The organism is Flavobacterium lacus, assembly GCF_003268815.1.
GTDB classification, from domain to species: Bacteria; Bacteroidota; Bacteroidia; order Flavobacteriales; family Flavobacteriaceae; genus Flavobacterium; species Flavobacterium lacus.
This window is the reverse complement of the sequence record NZ_QLSV01000017.1, coordinates 65,256-81,700: the sequence shown is the minus strand read 5'-3', so window position 1 is coordinate 81,700 and position 16,445 is coordinate 65,256. Positions and strand designations below refer to the sequence as shown.

18 protein-coding genes are annotated in these 16,445 nt (G+C 35.5%); 3 read left to right on the top strand and 15 right to left on the bottom strand.

Annotation, left to right across the window (positions count from 1 at the left end):
• A partial coding sequence (locus B0I10_RS14680) for an HYR-like domain-containing protein (RefSeq protein WP_146740376.1) occupies positions 1 to 1,500 on the top strand: 1,500 nt, incomplete at its 5' end.
• 58 nt (positions 1,501 to 1,558) lie between these two features.
• Here B0I10_RS14680 and B0I10_RS14675 read toward each other — a convergent pair.
• Positions 1,559 to 3,037, bottom strand: a complete 1,479-nt coding sequence (locus B0I10_RS14675; protein WP_112087269.1) for a helix-turn-helix domain-containing protein — start codon at positions 3,035 to 3,037, stop codon at positions 1,559 to 1,561.
• Between the two features lie 226 nt (positions 3,038 to 3,263).
• On the opposite strand from B0I10_RS14675, the gene aceB reads away from it, so the two are divergent.
• Both aceB and aceA read left to right on the top strand, forming a co-directional pair.
• Positions 3,264 to 4,847, top strand: a complete 1,584-nt coding sequence (gene aceB / locus B0I10_RS14670; protein ID WP_112087268.1) for a malate synthase A — start codon at positions 3,264 to 3,266, stop codon at positions 4,845 to 4,847.
• A 76-nt stretch (positions 4,848 to 4,923) separates the two neighbouring features.
• Entirely contained in the window at positions 4,924 to 6,201 is a 1,278-nt protein-coding gene (aceA, locus tag B0I10_RS14665; RefSeq protein WP_112087267.1) for an isocitrate lyase, read from the top strand.
• 58 nt (positions 6,202 to 6,259) lie between these two features.
• Here the strand turns inward: aceA and B0I10_RS14660 are convergent, their stop codons facing one another.
• The 14 genes from B0I10_RS14660 to B0I10_RS14595 form a co-directional block, all read right to left on the bottom strand.
• Positions 6,260 to 6,556 (bottom strand): DUF721 domain-containing protein, encoded by a 297-nt coding sequence (locus B0I10_RS14660; protein WP_112087266.1) that lies wholly within the window; start codon positions 6,554 to 6,556, stop codon positions 6,260 to 6,262.
• Positions 6,556 to 6,975, bottom strand: coding sequence for a lipocalin family protein (locus B0I10_RS14655; protein ID WP_112087265.1), 420 nt, complete (start codon positions 6,973 to 6,975; stop codon positions 6,556 to 6,558). The genes B0I10_RS14660 and B0I10_RS14655 overlap by 1 nt, the downstream gene beginning before the upstream one ends.
• Positions 6,976 to 7,204: 229 nt before the next feature.
• On the bottom strand, positions 7,205 to 8,080 hold the full coding sequence (locus tag B0I10_RS14650; protein ID WP_112087264.1) for a sulfurtransferase: 876 nt from the start codon (positions 8,078 to 8,080) through the stop codon (positions 7,205 to 7,207).
• A gap of 23 nt (positions 8,081 to 8,103) precedes the next feature.
• The gene (locus tag B0I10_RS14645; protein WP_112087263.1) at positions 8,104 to 8,397 is read right to left on the bottom strand and encodes a hypothetical protein; all 294 of its coding nucleotides are present in this window, start codon (positions 8,395 to 8,397) and stop codon (positions 8,104 to 8,106) included.
• Positions 8,397 to 9,350, bottom strand: coding sequence for a signal recognition particle-docking protein FtsY (gene ftsY / locus B0I10_RS14640; RefSeq protein WP_112087262.1), 954 nt, complete (start codon positions 9,348 to 9,350; stop codon positions 8,397 to 8,399). Before ftsY ends, B0I10_RS14645 begins: the two co-directional genes overlap by 1 nt.
• A 100-nt stretch (positions 9,351 to 9,450) precedes the next feature.
• Entirely contained in the window at positions 9,451 to 9,603 is a 153-nt protein-coding gene (locus tag B0I10_RS14635) for a DUF4295 domain-containing protein (RefSeq protein WP_112087261.1), read from the bottom strand.
• Between the two features lie 8 nt (positions 9,604 to 9,611).
• The gene (gene rpmG / locus B0I10_RS14630) at positions 9,612 to 9,794 is read right to left on the bottom strand and encodes a 50S ribosomal protein L33 (protein ID WP_112087260.1); all 183 of its coding nucleotides are present in this window, start codon (positions 9,792 to 9,794) and stop codon (positions 9,612 to 9,614) included.
• 26 nt (positions 9,795 to 9,820) lie between these two features.
• Positions 9,821 to 10,057 carry a 50S ribosomal protein L28 gene (rpmB, locus tag B0I10_RS14625; RefSeq protein ID WP_112087259.1) on the bottom strand — a complete coding sequence of 79 codons (237 nt, stop codon included), beginning with the start codon at positions 10,055 to 10,057 and terminating at the stop codon, positions 9,821 to 9,823.
• Positions 10,058 to 10,131: 74 nt separating this feature from the next.
• Positions 10,132 to 11,379, bottom strand: coding sequence for a CinA family nicotinamide mononucleotide deamidase-related protein (locus tag B0I10_RS14620; RefSeq protein WP_112087258.1), 1,248 nt, complete (start codon positions 11,377 to 11,379; stop codon positions 10,132 to 10,134).
• A 241-nt stretch (positions 11,380 to 11,620) separates the two neighbouring features.
• Complete coding sequence (locus B0I10_RS14615; RefSeq protein WP_112087257.1) at positions 11,621 to 11,965, bottom strand: Hpt domain-containing protein; 345 nt, start codon at positions 11,963 to 11,965, stop codon at positions 11,621 to 11,623.
• Between the two features lie 4 nt (positions 11,966 to 11,969).
• Positions 11,970 to 12,581 carry a fumarylacetoacetate hydrolase family protein gene (locus tag B0I10_RS14610; protein ID WP_112087256.1) on the bottom strand — a complete coding sequence of 204 codons (612 nt, stop codon included), beginning with the start codon at positions 12,579 to 12,581 and terminating at the stop codon, positions 11,970 to 11,972.
• Between the two features lie 45 nt (positions 12,582 to 12,626).
• Positions 12,627 to 13,403, bottom strand: a complete 777-nt coding sequence (locus B0I10_RS14605; protein ID WP_112087255.1) for a 3'-5' exonuclease — start codon at positions 13,401 to 13,403, stop codon at positions 12,627 to 12,629.
• 284 nt (positions 13,404 to 13,687) lie between these two features.
• Positions 13,688 to 15,055 (bottom strand): dihydrolipoamide acetyltransferase family protein, encoded by a 1,368-nt coding sequence (locus B0I10_RS14600; RefSeq protein ID WP_112087254.1) that lies wholly within the window; start codon positions 15,053 to 15,055, stop codon positions 13,688 to 13,690.
• A 173-nt stretch (positions 15,056 to 15,228) separates the two neighbouring features.
• Positions 15,229 to 16,401 carry a glycosyltransferase family 2 protein gene (locus B0I10_RS14595; protein ID WP_112087253.1) on the bottom strand — a complete coding sequence of 391 codons (1,173 nt, stop codon included), beginning with the start codon at positions 16,399 to 16,401 and terminating at the stop codon, positions 15,229 to 15,231.
• Between the last annotated feature and the right edge of the window lie 44 nt (positions 16,402 to 16,445).

Here is a 16,445-nt window from a genome sequence, read left to right as displayed (position 1 = left end):
AAACAAACCATCACGGTTCAAGACACAACAGCTCCTGCTTTTGTAGAAGAACTTCCAATGGATATGACGGTAGAATGTGATGCTGTTCCAATGGCTGTTACTTTAACTGCTACAGACAACTGTGGTTCGGCTTCTGTTGGGTACAACCAAGTTCGCAACAACGGTAACTGTCCTTCTAACTATACTCTAGTAAGAACTTGGACTGCAATGGATGCGTGTGGTAACACAACTTTGCATTCTCAAACAATCACTGTTCAAGATACAACTAAACCTATATTTACTAGTCAATTACCGCAGAATATTACTGTGGAATGTGACCAAGTGCCTCAACCGGCCACTGTAACAGCCTCTGACAATTGTAGTGTACCAACCATTTTGTTTTTTGAGACAAGAATTAATGGTACCTGTCCAAATGATTACACGTTAGTAAGGTTATGGAAAGCGACTGATTCTTGTGGCAACTTCATTTTCCACAAACAAATGATTGATGTTCAAGACTCAACAGCTCCAACGTTTGTTGGAAATCTGCCGGCTGACGTTGCTGTGGCATGTGATGCAATTCCTGCTATTCCAACTATAACAGCTACAGATAATTGTGGTGCTGCTGAAGTAAGCTACAAAGAAGTAACTTCCGGACAAGGTTGTCAATATGAAATCTATAGAATTTGGACTGCGGAAGATGCTTGTGGAAACACAACTACGCATAAACAAACTATTGCAGTTTCTGATACTGTAGCTCCAACATTTGTTGGAAATCTACCGGCTGACGTTGCTGTGGCATGTGATGCAATTCCTGCTATTCCAACTATAACAGCTACAGATAATTGTGGTGCTGCTGAAGTAAGCTACAAAGAAGTAACTTCCGGACAAGGTTGTCAATATGAAATCTATAGAATTTGGACTGCGGAAGATGCTTGTGGAAACACAACTACGCATAAACAAACTATTGTAGTTTCTGATACTGTAGCTCCAACTTTTGTTGGAAATCTACCGGCTGACGTTGCTGTGGCATGTGATTCAATTCCTACTATTCCAACTATAACAGCTACAGATAATTGTGGTGAAGTAGAGGTTTCTTACAAAGAAGTGAGATCCAACGATAACGATTGTGACTATGAGATTTATCGAATTTGGACTGCGGAGGATACTTGCGGTAATACAATAGTTCATAAACAAACTATTGTCGTATTACCAAATTCAAATCAACAAGGACCTGAAGGCGGAATCTTTGATTCGCACGTTACCTTTGATGCATATCCTTTACCATTTATGAATGAATTGACAATCAGATATACTTTTAATTACAGTTCTCCTGTTCAAATAGAGGTTTACGATTTAAGAGGAGCTTTAATTCATAAAGCTAGCGACACAAACGCTCAAATGAATAAAGAGTATAAATTTGATTTATCTGGTATTCGTGAATCAGGTCAAGTATATATCTTAAGAGTAACTACTGATAGAGGTACTGAAAGTAAGAAAATCGTATCTGCAAATAGGTAAAATGCTAATTATTAATTTAAAGGCTGTTCAAAAATTGAACAGCCTTTTTTTTTGAATACTAACTATACTTTTCTACTAACTTTTGTACAACAAAATCAATCTTTTCAAAACGCTCTTTACGTTCAATTTTTTTGGGAGGTGCCACTCGCTCCAAGCAATCTGAAATTGAGCAGGTTTCACAAGTAACTCCTACTTTTTTTCTTTTAATAGAAACATCGTCTAAAAATTGTAATTTACTTCGCGAATGTGTTGAAATCATAATTCCTAAAGCAATACTTCGGTAATACCCATTTCTAAACGGATCTTTTGTTGCCGATGATAGCACAAAATACTCATTATCAGTATGATTATAACTCGATATTTGAGCGTCAAAAAGATGACTTTCTTGTGAATTTGGAATTTCGCTTAAGGTTTTGATAGAAACCCAACGTCTACAATAATGTTCGTTATTTTCATTGGCATGCGGTTCTAGTAAATTAGTAATATGCAATTCTTTAGTCAATTGAAAATCACTGCGTTCCGGTTTATAATTGAAGCGTAAGAAAAATAAATTCCTCAAATTAAAATCCTTAGGTAAAATATTGGTTAAACGTTGATAAAAGGTCTCCGGTGAATTGGTGAATTTTAAAATTAAAGTTGTAAAATCTTTTGGATTGAATGTCTTTTGCTCAAAAACCAATTTCAATTCTTTTACCAATTCCTTTCTCGGAATCAACAAAGCTCCAGCAAAATACGAAGCAAAAAAATTGTTCAAAACCTGATCAAAACTGTCAAATTTTATCCAAGAAAAGGTATACAATCGATCGCTTATCTCCATGAAATTATATGCGATTTCTTTTGCATAAATAAACATTCGTTGCGAACTATCAGCACTTTTGGAAATCAACAAGGTCTTCGATTTTGGCACAAAAACTGAACGCAAATACACCAACTCCTCATGTTCTGTCAACTCTTCATTATTTATGGTGTAACCATATTCATCCACCAAAATTTCCTCCAAATCAGCAACGGCCAACTTCTTGGTTAAATCCAACGAATAGGCTTTGGCAAACTTCTCTACTTGTAATTCTATATCGTCAAAATAATTGTTATTTGCTTCTTGATGGGATCGTAAAGCTGCCAAAAAAAAACTCTCTCTAGTAAGATTATAATGTTTAGCAATTTCAAACAATGTACTGATAAAAGCATTCACTTTTACGGGAGCTTCTGCAATAATATCGATTAAATTACTTTCCTTAATTCCAAAAATATCTAATGGAATTTCTTTCAGAATTCTGGATTGTAAAATTTCACCAATTGGAGCTAAATTCTTATCCAATTTCAACGAAACCATTTGGTCGTAAGTAGAATCTAATGCTTCCGATAAAAGCAAAATTTTGTCTCTTTTGGGATATTTTTTCCCTTTTTCAATCTCGTTCAAATACGATTTAGAAAGTCCGGTAACTTTAGCCAAACCAAACAACGAAAGGTTTTTCTCGGTTCTTATTTGGCGTAATTTCAAACCAAAAATCAGTCTAATATACTCTTCTTCAATCATTTTATTAGGAGCGAATGCTCAGGTTTATCTGTTGTAACTAAATCTTTTAAAAACAATTGCTACAATTAGGGGAGCAAAGTCAAACAAATACTTTTTGCGAATAAACAAATATACAACAAATCAACCAAAAATTATAAGCTAAAAAAATAATTTTACATTTTAGCGAACGTTCGCTTGTTTTGTATTTATTTATTTTATACTATTGCAATAACAAAATTATCATTGTATGGAAACTGAAGAAAAAACAACAGTAGAAGTTCTAAATTTATCCGAACATCAAAGCATCTTAACGCCAGAAGCTTTGACTTTTTTGGGTGCTTTACATCAAAATTTTAATTCAAATCGAATTGAATTATTAAAAAATAGAGAAATACAACAAGAATTATTTGACCAAGGTTTTTTACCAAAATTCCCGCAAGAAACTCAATCAATTAGAAATTCAGTTTGGACAGCCGCTCCAATTCCAGAAAAATTATTAGACCGAAGAGTTGAAATAACCGGTCCGGTTGACAGAAAAATGGTCATTAATGCCCTGAATTCCGGTGCCAAAGTTTTCATGGCCGATTTTGAAGACAGTTGTTCCCCTACCTTTAAAAATCTTATGGAAGGTCAGCAAAACTTAATTGATGCCATCCGAAAAACTATAACTTTAGAACAAAACGGTAAAAGCTATAAACTAAATGATGAAGTTGCCACATTGTTAGTTCGCCCAAGAGGTTTGCATTTAGATGAAAAAAACGTAAAAGTGAATGATGAAAATCTTTCTGGTTCTTTAGCAGATTTTGGTTTGTACTTTTTCCACAATGTACTTGAATTGCAAAAACAAAACTTAGGCGTTTATCTCTATCTACCAAAAATCGAACATTATACCGAAGCTCGTTGGTGGAATGAAGTATTTGAATTTACACAAAACTATTTCAAAGTTCCTGTTGGAACAATCAAAGCAACTGTATTAATTGAAACCATTACAGCCAGTTTTCAATTGGATGAAATCATTTATGAATTAAAAAATCATATCGCCGGTTTAAACTGTGGTCGTTGGGACTATATTTTTTCGTATATCAAAAAATTAAAAAATCACCCCAATTTTATGGTGCCTGATAGAGACCAAGTAACTATGACCAGTCCGTTTATGAGTGCCTACTCTTTGCGGGTAATTCAAATTTGTCATAAAAGAAATATTCTGGCTATTGGTGGAATGGCAGCACAAATCCCAATTAAGGACGATGAAGAAGCAAATAAAATTGCTTTCGAAAAAGTAAAGGCAGACAAAGAACGTGAGGTTAAAAACGGTCACGATGGCACATGGGTTGCACACCCAGGATTGGTAGATTTGGCGATGAAAGTATTTGATGAAAACATGCCAACTAAAAACCAAATGCACCTAAAAAGGGATGAGTTAAACATTACGGAAGAGCAATTACTCGAACTTCCAAAAGGAACAATCACCGAAAATGGAATTAGAAAAAACATCAATGTTGGAATTCTATACTTAGAATCATGGCTCAACGGAATAGGAGCTGCTGCTTTGTATAATTTGATGGAAGATGCCGCCACAGCCGAAATTTCAAAAGCACAACTTTGGCTATGGTTAAAAAAAGAAGTACAATTAGATAACGGCAAACTTGTATCAAAAACACTTTATGAAAAAATAATCAAAGAAGAGTTGGTAAAAATTGAAGAATATGTGGGAACAGAACGCTTTAATTCTGGTCAGTTTGAATTAGCCACAAAACTATTCTCGACCATGATCTATAGTGAAAAATTAGACGATTTTTTAACCCTTGAAGCTTACAACTACGTAAAATAAAACTGCCGAATGCTGTAACATTCGACAGTTTCCAAATAAATAATTAATTAAATAACTATCTAAACAGTACAAAAGTATGAAAACAGAAGACAGAATTCAAGCATTAATTGCAGATTGGACAACCAACCCAAGATGGAAAGGAATTGAAAGACCTTACACTGCCGCAAAAGTAGTAACCTTGCAAGGTTCTTATCAAATAGAACATTCCATCGCTCGTCGGGGTTCAGAAATTCTTTGGAAAAAATTAAACAGTCAAGATTGGGTTGCGGGACTTGGTGCATTGACAGGAAATCAGGCTATTCAAGAAGTTGAAGCCGGTTTAGAAGCCATTTATTTAAGTGGTTGGCAAGTGGCTGCTGATGCCAATATAGCAGGTGAAATGTATCCGGACCAATCTTTATATCCAGCGAATAGTGTTCCTATTGTTGTAAAAAAAATCAACAATGCTTTATTGCGTGCTGATCAAATTCAAACCGTTAATAAAATCGAAAACAAAAAAGACTATTTAGTTCCAATTGTAGCTGATGCCGAAGCCGGTTTTGGTGGTAACTTAAATGCGTTTGAACTGATGAAAAGTATGATTGAAGCAGGAGCATCAGGAGTTCATTTTGAAGATCAATTATCTTCTGCAAAAAAATGTGGGCATCTTGGCGGAAAAGTTTTGGTTCCAACGCAAGAAGCAATAAACAAATTAATCGCTGCTCGTTTAGCTGCCGATGTGATGAATGTTCCCAGTTTAATAGTGGCTAGAACTGACGCTGATGCAGCCAACTTAATCACAAGCGATGTTGACGAACGCGACAGAAAATTTATAACAGGTGAAAGAACTCCAGAAGGCTTCTTTTACGTAAACTGTGGCATTGAACAAGGAATAGACCGAGGATTATCTTATGCTCTCTATGCCGATTTAATTTGGATGGAAACTTCAAATCCTGATTTGGATTATGCCCGAAAATTTGCCGAAGGAATACATGCTAAATTCCCTGGAAAAATGTTAGCTTACAATTGCTCCCCGTCCTTCAACTGGGCAGCAAAATTGTCGGTTCCAGAAATGGAGACATTTAGAGAAGAATTAGCTGAGATGGGTTATAAATTTCAATTTATTACGTTAGCTGGATTCCATGCGTTGAACACTTCCATGTTTGAATTAGCTTTAGCTTACAAAAAACGTGGAATGGCTGGTTATTCAGAATTACAAGAAAGAGAATTTGCACTTCAAAAAGAAGGATTTAAAGCGGTAAAACACCAAAATTTTGTTGGAACTAGCTACTTCGACGAAGTTCAAAATACAGTTACAGCAGGACTCTCAACTACCACAGCTATGAAAGATTCGACTGAAACAGCACAATTTTAGTTTAATTAATTTTTTTGTTCAGGTTAACCATTAAAACTCTCGGAAACGGGAGTTTTTTTTATCTCAGTACCAATTCCTTCACTACATCTTTTCGTAATTCGTCGTTGAGCATCATGATTATTTTTTGCTTTCCATGACTAAGTTCTTCACGCAAAACGGAGGAAGAAAGTGTAACATAAAGTGTTGTTCCTTTGAGGATTACTTCTTTGGTATAGGTGTTAACGCCATTTCCCATCAAGTCTTTCCATGCTTTCTCCACGTCGATTTTGTCCATACCGGACTGGAGTTTATTGTTTTCAATAAACGCTTTGAGTACGTCGGAAATTGGGCTTTCGTTACTTAATCGTTTGGCCATTATTGGATAGAAATGGGTTTGAATCGTTTGTAATGGTATTCTAAATTTTGCTTGTTTTTGAGTACTAAAATGCTATCGGTCAACGATACAATTTCTTCGCTCCATCGAGCAAAATCGGTTTTGTAATGTATTTGAAAAATGCCGGAACTGTCCTTTATATGTATGGCTTCCAACTCATCATTGGTTAAATATTTCCCATCAAATTGTGGTTTTACTTTTTTGCGAAAACCGCTAGTGCCATTCCATTCGATATAATCAACAGTTTCGTTAATTGAATATTCTTTTTTCTGACCATCAGGCAGTTGCACTTTTTTAATTTCCCAATAACCATTTATTTTCGAAATGGAATCGGGTGAAACTTTTTCTTGACAAGAAATAAATAAAGCTGAAAAAAGAAGGAAAAAAAAAAGTGGTTTCATCGTTATAAAATAAAGTTTAAAATTACAATTATTTTGAAGGAATAAAAAGTAAATTTGATTAAACCTTTATAAAAATATTGAGTCTACGTTGGTATAAAATCGCAAGTTATAAAGAACTGTTTTCCGCTTATTTTGTGAAGAAGAATTACATTATTGTAATCAATAAAATGGTCGTTATTCGATTAAATTTTGTGATAAATCATTGTGACAAATTAGTTATAGGGAAAGATTATTGTGGTGATTTATTGAATAAAGATTTACCAACTGCAAGTGGCTTGTCATTCCTACTCCACTCACTCCACGAACCCACATACAATTTTGGAATTTCAAATCCGGCATAAGCCATTGCTAATAAGGTATGACAAGCCGTTACTCCAGAACCACAATGTACTATAATTTCGCTAGATTTTTTATTTTCGAAGATACTTTTATATTTTTCTTTTAATTTTTCGGACGACAAGAAAAGTCCGTTTTCATCTAAATTTGAAGCGAAAGGAATATTGATTGCGTTTGGAATATGACCGGCTATCAGATCAATTGGTTCAACTTCACCATTAAATCTTTGGGCTTCACGAACATCAATAATCAAACCATCTTGATTGATTGAAGCATTTTCAACTTCATCAATTGTTGCTAATGGTAATTTCCACTTTTCAATTTCATATTCTGTAGCTGGAATTGGACTGACTATTTTTGAGTTTATTAGAAAATTATGTTTTTCTGCTTCTTGCAAACCACCATTAAGCACTTGCACTTTTTCGTGTCCGATTGATTTTAGCATCCACCACATTCGAGCAGCAGCATTTGACCCATATTTATCATCGTAAAGAACAATATGTTTTTCAGCCGTGATTCCTATACTTGAAAGTAGTTTAGAAAAATTTTCGATGGATGGCAAAGGATGTCTTCCACCTATAGATACATCCTCTTTAATGTCGGCAAGTTGTGAATTTAGATCAACAAAAATTGCTCCGTCTACATGTTTTTGATTGTAATTTGATTGGGCCTCTTTTCCATTGCTTACATCAAGAATAAGTAAATCAGCAGCTTTGTAGAGTGCTTTTAATTCAGAAACTGAAATAATTGAAATAATATCATTATTCATTTTTGAAATAATAGCTTTATAATTTAGTTTCCATATTTATCTTGCAAAAAATAAACCCAACCCACTTCGTAATACCGAACAGCAATAATAACTGCGATTGCGATTATTGTAATTGTCCAAGAATATTTTTTATACAGAATTGTATAAGCTGTTAAAATTCCCAAGATTATAAATGGGACAGTTAAGATGATATTTGGAATCATCCATGCTCCTCGAAATAATGCAATTGACTTTAGTACAATAAAGAAAAAACAATAAACCGAAGCAATTTTGGTTAACGAAACTAAGTACTTATTAAAAACTTTTGGTTCTTCCATTATTTAAAAAAGGAGTCTACAAACTCGTATTTATTGAACACTTGAAGGTCTTCGATGCCCTCACCTACTCCAATATATTTTACAGGAATTTGAAATTGGTCGGAGATTCCAATAACCACCCCGCCTTTGGCTGTTCCATCTAATTTGGTTACGGCTAAACACGAAACTTCGGTGGCTGCAGTAAACTCTCTGGCTTGTTCAAACGCATTTTGACCGGTTGATCCATCTAACACCAATAATACATCGTGCGGAGCATCACCAACCACTTTTTGCATTACGCGTTTTACTTTGGTTAGCTCGTTCATTAAGTTAACTTTGTTATGAAGTCGGCCAGCGGTATCGATAATAACCACATCGGCTCCTTGCGTTACAGCACTTTGCAATGTATCAAAGGCTACGGATGCAGGATCACTTCCCATTTGTTGTTTCACAATAGGCACGCCAACTCGATCGGCCCAAATTTGCAATTGGTCAATGGCAGCAGCTCTAAAAGTATCGCCCGCACCTAAAACCACTTTGTGTCCGGCTTTTTTAAATTGATAGGCTAATTTTCCAATGGTGGTTGTTTTTCCTACACCATTCACGCCAACTACCATGATGACATACGGCTTTTTGTTGGCCGGCACATCAAATTCCGTTGCCTCTCCAGAATTTGTCTCTGATAAAAGTCCGGCTATTTCTTCTCGAAGAATTTTATTGAGTTCTTCGGTTCCTAAGTATTTATCGCGAGCAACTCGTGCTTCAATTCGGTCGATTATTTTTAATGTGGTTTTTACACCCACATCTGACGAAACTAATACTTCTTCTAAATTATCCAAAACATCTTCGTCAACGGTTGATTTTCCGGCAACGGCTTTGGTTAACTTAGCAAAAAAAGAGGTTTTGGTTTGTTCTAAACCTTTATCTAACGTTTCTTTTTTTTCGGATGAAAATATTCGTTTGAAAAAACTCATATTCTGGTTTATTATTTTTGATACTCTATTATTGTTACAAAGATAAAATAAAAAAGCTACTTTCGATGAAAGTAGCTTTAACTATAATACGGTAAGTAAATTATTTCTTAGTTAAGAAATTGTCTACTAGTTCAGGAGCCATTACAGATTCAACAAAAGTATAAGCTCCGGTTTTTGGAGATTTTACCATTTTAATGGCTTTAGTTAATCTTTTTGACGCTGTTTGTAACGTTGCTACGGTTTTCTTTGCCATTTCTTATCTTATTTAATTTCTTTATGAACAGTTACTTTTTTCAAGATTGGATTAAATTTTTTAATCTCTAATCTATCTGGAGTATTCTTTTTGTTTTTAGTCGTGATATAACGAGACGTTCCAGGTACACCTGAAGTTTTGTGCTCTGTACACTCTAAAATTACTTGGATTCTATTGCCTTTCTTTGCCATTTTTCTGTATATTTAATAGGGTGGAATTAAGAAATAAATCCTTTAGCTTTTGCATCTTTCAATACTGCGGCTAACCCTTTTTTATTAATTGTTTTAATAGTAGACGCTGCTACTCTAAGCGAAATCCATCTGTCTTCTTCAGCAAGATAGAAACGTTTTTTAACTAAGTTTACAGAAAACTTTCTCTTAGTTTTGTTCATCGCGTGAGAAACATTGTTTCCTACCATCGCTCTTTTACCCGTAAGGTCACAAACTCTTGACATTATGCTTATCTTTTATCGTTATTCAAAATCAGGGTGCAAAGAAACAAAAAACTAATCTATTACACAAACAAAATTTAGTAGTTTTTTAAAATTTCTTTTAAAAGCAGTTCAAGCCCTTTGTTTACTGCTCTGTCAATCACTTTTTGACGTGGTTGACCAAAATTATATACCTCTGAACAAACTCCTTTGGGCGTCGCAATTGCCAAACAAACGGTTCCTACAGTAGCATCGGCATCTCCTTTAGCGGGTCCTGCATTTCCGGTGGTTGCTATAGCAAAATCCGTTTGAAGTAATTTCTGCGCACCACACGCCATTTCTTCGGCTACTTGTTTGCTTACAACAGAATAGGCGTTAATAGTTGATTGATTCACTTTCAATATAGAAACTTTTGTATCGGTTGCATAAGAAACTATACTCCCCCTAAAATAAGCTGATGAACCGGAAACCGACGTAATTACTTCAGAAATTTTTCCTCCTGTGCAACTTTCTGCCGTGGAAAGGGTAAAGCCTTTTTGAGCTAAAAGTTTTCCTAAAACCACTTCAATACTTTCGTCCTCTTCAAAACCAACAATTATATCATTTATGATTTCTTGCAGCTCTGTAACCAAACGGTTGATTGTTGTATGTAAAAAATACTCCTCTAAACCGCGTGCAGATAGCCTCAAACGCACTCTTCCCGGACTTGGTAAATAGGCTAATTTTACAAATGTGGGTAATTTATCCTCCCATTCTTCGATGCGTTTTGCTACTATACTTTCTCCTTGACCGTAAGTTAGTATGGTTTTGTGAAGGATATAAGGCCGCTTGTACTCGTTTACTATTTTTGGAATGAGTTCGTTCGTAACAATTGCTTTCATCTCGTAGGGAACGCCTGGTAAGGAAACAAACACCGTATTTTCTTTTTGCATCCACATACCGGGAGCGGTCCCGAAGTTGTTTTGTAATACAGTACATTTGGACGGAACCAACGCTTGGTCAAGATTGACTTGAGAAACCACAAAATTCATTTTGGTAAAAAGTGCTACGATGTGATTTTCAACTGCTTCATTACGTTCCAAAGTATCAAGAAAATAATCACAAAAAGTGATTTTAGTAATGTCGTCTTTAGTTGGACCTAAACCACCGGTAATGATGACAAAATCGACTTGATTTTGCACTTTAGCAAAGGTTTCTAGAATATGGTTTTTGTCATCGCTAATAGAAATCATCTCGTGTACATCAACACCAATTTTATTCAATGCTTTGGCGATGAAACCGGAGTTGGTATCCGTGATTTGACCGATTAGAATTTCGTCGCCGATGGTGATGATGGTTGCTTTCATTCTTTTGAGGTGCTGAGTGGCTGAGTGACTGAGTTACTGAGATTTTTATTTTGCTAAATCACTCAGCTACTTAGGAACTCAGTGTCTCAGCTACTCTTCTAGCCCGGATAGTAGCGGAAAGCCCGGAGCTTAAAAAACTAATTTTTCTTGGCAAAAAAAAGCAACCAAAGGAAGCTCTTTCTTTGACTTAGAAAAATAGTTTTTTTAGTGAGGACTTGCAGCGGATAGCCGGAATAGCTTCTTATAAATCGAAATCTTTAATAATTTCTTTGACGGCTTTTTCTACTTGATCTTCGATACTTTTGAAAATCTCTTTTATTTCTTTACGTTTTCCTTCGCGTTTTGTCCATGCCTCAACTTGAAGGATTTCTTCGTAGGCTACATTCATCCCCAACAAATCGAGTGTGGGTTTTATTTTGTGTGCATAGCTGTAGGCCAATTTGTGGTCTTTTTCTTCGATGCCTTGTTTGACAAACTTTAAATCTTCCGGGATTTCGCTTACAAAAAGAGTAATTATTTGCAAAACGAACTCGGGATCGTTGTCTGAAAGTGCATAGACTTTAGCTAAATTATAGTTTAATGCCATTTTGTTATTTTACTTGAATTCGGAATAGTTTTTTGTCTTCAATAAATCCTTCGAGGATGTCGTTTGGGTTTACTTTTGCCACACCTTCGGGTGTTCCGGTAAAAATAATGTCGCCAATTTTAAGCGTGAAAAACTGAGAAACATAGGAAATAAGTTCATCTATTTTCCACAACATATGGCTGGTATTCCCCTTTTGAACGGTATTTCCGTTAGATTTCAGTTCAAAATTAATATTTTCTGTGGAACTGAAATCTTTTTTCGATAAAAAGCTACCAATAACCGCTGAACCGTCAAAAGCTTTGGCTTTTTCCCAAGGCAAACCTTTTTCTTTGAGTCTTGTTTGTAAATCGCGTGCGGTGAAGTCGATTCCAAGACCAATTTCGTCGTAATAATTTGATGCAAATTTGGCATCGATATATTTGCCGACTTTGTTGATTCGAACTAGAATTTCGACTTCGTGGTGAATGTCATCGCTGAATTCGGGAATTACAAACGGATGTTGTTTGAGCAAAATGGCACTGTCGGGTTTTAGAAAAACGACCGGTTCATCGGGTCGCTCGTTTTGGAGTTCTTCGATGTGTTTGGTGTAATTTCTTCCGATGCAGATTATTTTCATTTTTTGAGGTGCTGAGGAACTAAGTTTCTGAGGGACTAAGGTTTATTAGGTCAACTTATTGTTTAATTTTCTGAGTTTAATGGCGGTGAGCACTTTTTTAGTGTAAAGTGGAAAATCTGCATTTTGAATCCAGCCGAAATAGCCGGGTTCTTCATCTAATACTTTTTCGACTAAAACGCCTTTGTGTTTTCCAAAGGAAAAAATTTCTTCTCCTTTGTCATTTAACGCAATAAATCCGGCAAAATCGACTGATTTTTTTCGGGTGGTGAATTCGGAGAGCGATTTCATATCATTTTCTAATTCCGGATAGCGTTCGAGCTGAGCTTTGAGGATTTCGTAGGTTGCCATGGTATCAGCTTCGGCGGAGTGAGCGTTTTCCAATGTTTGTCCGCAATAGAATTTTAGGGCTGCACTTAATGTTCGTTCTTCCATTTTGTGGAAGATGGTTTGAACATCGACTGAAACTCTGTTTTTCATATCAAAATCTACTCCTGCACGCAATAATTCTTCGGCTAGTAGTGGAATATCAAATCGATCGGAATTAAATCCGGCCAAATCGGAATCTTTAATCATATTGTAAACTTGTCCGGAAAGTTCTTTAAAGGTGGGTTCGTTGGCAACTTTTTCATCGGTAATTCCATGAATTTGAGAAACTAGAAAAGGAATTTTCATTTCCGGATTTACTAACCACGTTTTACTTTCTTTGTTTCCGTTGGGATATACTTTAAAAATTGAGATTTCGACAATTCTGTCTTTTGCCACTTCTACTCCGGTAGTTTCGAGGTCGAAAAAGCAAATAGGACGGTTTAATTTGAGTTCCATTTTAAAATTTTAGAAAACAAAGATAAGAGTTTGAAATAACCTTTTAACGATGAAATTACTTTTTTTAGTAGTATTTTAAGGTTTTGAAATAAACTCTTTTGCACATAAAGCTAATAATTTAGTTTGTGTAGACTAAAGTGTGCCAAAGAATTTATTTGCCACGAATTGCACGAATTGATTTGTGGAAATGCGTGCAATTCGTGGCTAAATTTTTGAAATTTGAAAACAAAAAACCCTTTCAGATTTTAATGACTGAAAGGGTTGAAATTATATGATTTTTTATTTTAAAATTCTCTGTTTTCACTGAAACCTTCTAAATAATCGGCTACTCGTTTTACGAATTGTCCACCCAACGAACCATCTACCACTCGGTGATCATAACTGTGAGACAAGAACATTTTGTGACGAATTCCGATGTAATCTCCGGTTGGAGCTTCGATAACAGCCGGAACTTTTCTGATAGCTCCTAAAGCTAAAATGGCAACTTGTGGTTGATTGATGATTGGTGTTCCAAAAACGCTACCGAAAGTTCCCACGTTGGTCACTGTATAAGTTCCACCTTGAATTTCGTCAAGTTTTAATTGATTATTTCGAGCTCGGTTGGCCAAATCATTCACCGTTTTGGTCAATCCGACAAGGTTAAGCATATCTGCATTCTTAATTACCGGAACAATTAAGTTTCCATTTGGTAATGCAGCGGCCATTCCTAAATTGATGTTTTTCTTTTTGATGATGTAATCGCCTTCCACAGAAATATTAATCATTGGGAAATCTTTGATGGCTTTTGCCACAGCTTCCATAAATATTGGTGTAAACGTTAGCTTCTCGCCTTCTCTTTTTTCAAAAGCGTCTTTTACTTTATTTCTCCAATTTACAATATTCGTTACATCCACTTCAATGAACGACTGTACATGAGCAGAAGTTTGTTTGGATGTGGTCATATATCCGGAAATCAGTTTTCGCATACGATCCATTTCGATGATTTCATCTTGACCGTTTACGGAAACAGGGATTTTTTTCTCAGGTGTTGGTTCTGCTTTTGGAGTTTCTGCTTTTGGAGCTTCTACTTTTATTTCTGCTTTTGGAGTTTCTGCCGCAACTGGCTCTGTTTTTGGAGCCGGAGCAACAGCAGGTTTATTGGCACGGTCTTTTACATAAGCAATGATATCATCTTTGGTCACACGACCTTCTTTGCCGGAACCATTTATTTTTTCTAATTCCGAGATAGAAACACCTTCTTCTTTAGCAATATTTTTTACTAATGGTGAAAAGAATTTTTCTGATGTGGAAAAATCAACCTCAACCGGAGTGGCAGAATGAACTAATTCTTGTGCAACTTCGATGGTTTTTTCAAGTTCAACGATGGCTGGAGCAATTTCTTCATTTGGTTTTTCTGCCGGAGCACTGCCGCCTTCGGTGTCGATGATTGCGATGGTTTGACCCACTTTCACAACATCATCCACGTTAAAAAGAATTTCGGTTAGCGTTCCGGAAACTTCAGATGGAACTTCGCTATCTACTTTGTCGGTAGCAATTTCCAAAACAGCTTCATCGGCTTCGATTTTCTCTCCAACTTTTTTAAGCCAATTGGTAATGGTTGCTTCTGCAACGCTTTCACCCATTTTGGGCAATTTTAATTCAAATTTTGCCATATCTTTAACCTAACGGTTTATTTTTTGTTTCAGTTTGCGAAATTACTAAAAAAAGGATTGGTTTTTGTAATTATCGATAAATTTTCAATGTCAATTTCAAAAATCAATTGCAATATCAATGTCAAAAGTCAATTGTAAATTTAAAAATCGATAATAACTTCCAAAATTAAAAATTAAAATTCTTCAATCATCACGACTTCTCCTCGATCATTGCTGCTGTTGCTTCCAATCATAAAATTACTTTGATTCGGAATGATTTTGAATGATACTTTTTCATTTTTATACAATTCCATTGCGGAAATGATGGTTGAAAAAGTTAAATCATTCTGATCAAAAATGATTTCAATGTTTGAATGTATTCCTTTTAAAAGCGAAGGTAATTCATTTTTAAAAGAGGTGGAAAGTCGTTTCACATTTTTTCCTAACAATTTTTCGAGTTTTTCTTTTAATAACTCATTTTGGGAAATTAAAATATAATTGTCAATTTTTCTTTTGGTGACTATTGTTTTATTTTTCTTTAAAAAAGCAAAAAAGAAGCTGCCTACTTTCATAAAAACACTAAAAAAAGCTGATTTTTTGAAATGTTTGGAATAAAAATAATCCATTGCCTCTTGAAATCGCTTCATATACGTTCCATCTTTTACGGTACTTTCGCCTTTGTAATGAATGACGGTAGTTTCGGCAAAATAATAATTGGTTTTTCCATTTTTCAAAACCATATAACTCAAATCAATGTCATCGGAATACATAAAACAATTTTCGTCAAATCCTCCTACTTGATTATATAAATCGCGTTTCATGACCATAAACGCTCCCACCAAAATATCTACTTTTCCGGATTGATTTTCGGTTAAATGCTGAGCATAATATTGATTGAATAATTGAACTTTCGGAAAAAATTTATACAAACCAAAGATTTTTGTAAACGCCACCCAAGGAGTTGGAATACCGCGTTTGCTTTCGGGGAGGAAATTTCCGGTGCCGTCGATGAGTTTGCAACCGATTATTCCGAGTTGCGGGTTGCGGGTTGCGGGTTGCGAGTTCAGAAGTTTTGTGAAGGTATCTTCTGCGACAACAGTGTCGGGATTGAGGATGCAGATGTATTCGCCTTTTGCTTCGGCTACTCCGATGTTATTTCCGTTGGGGAAGCCTGTATTTTCTTTGTTTTCAATGAGTTTGATGTGCGGAAAACGGATTTTCATCATTTGGCAACTATCGTCGGATGAATTGTTGTCGATCACAATTATTTCGCCCTCAATGTGTTGCAAAGCAGCTTGAACACTGAGCACACATTGTTCGACAAAATAGCGAACGTTGTAATTAAGGATGATGACGGATAGTTGCATAGGGCAAATATAATGTGAAAATGTGGCAATGTGAAAAATGTGAG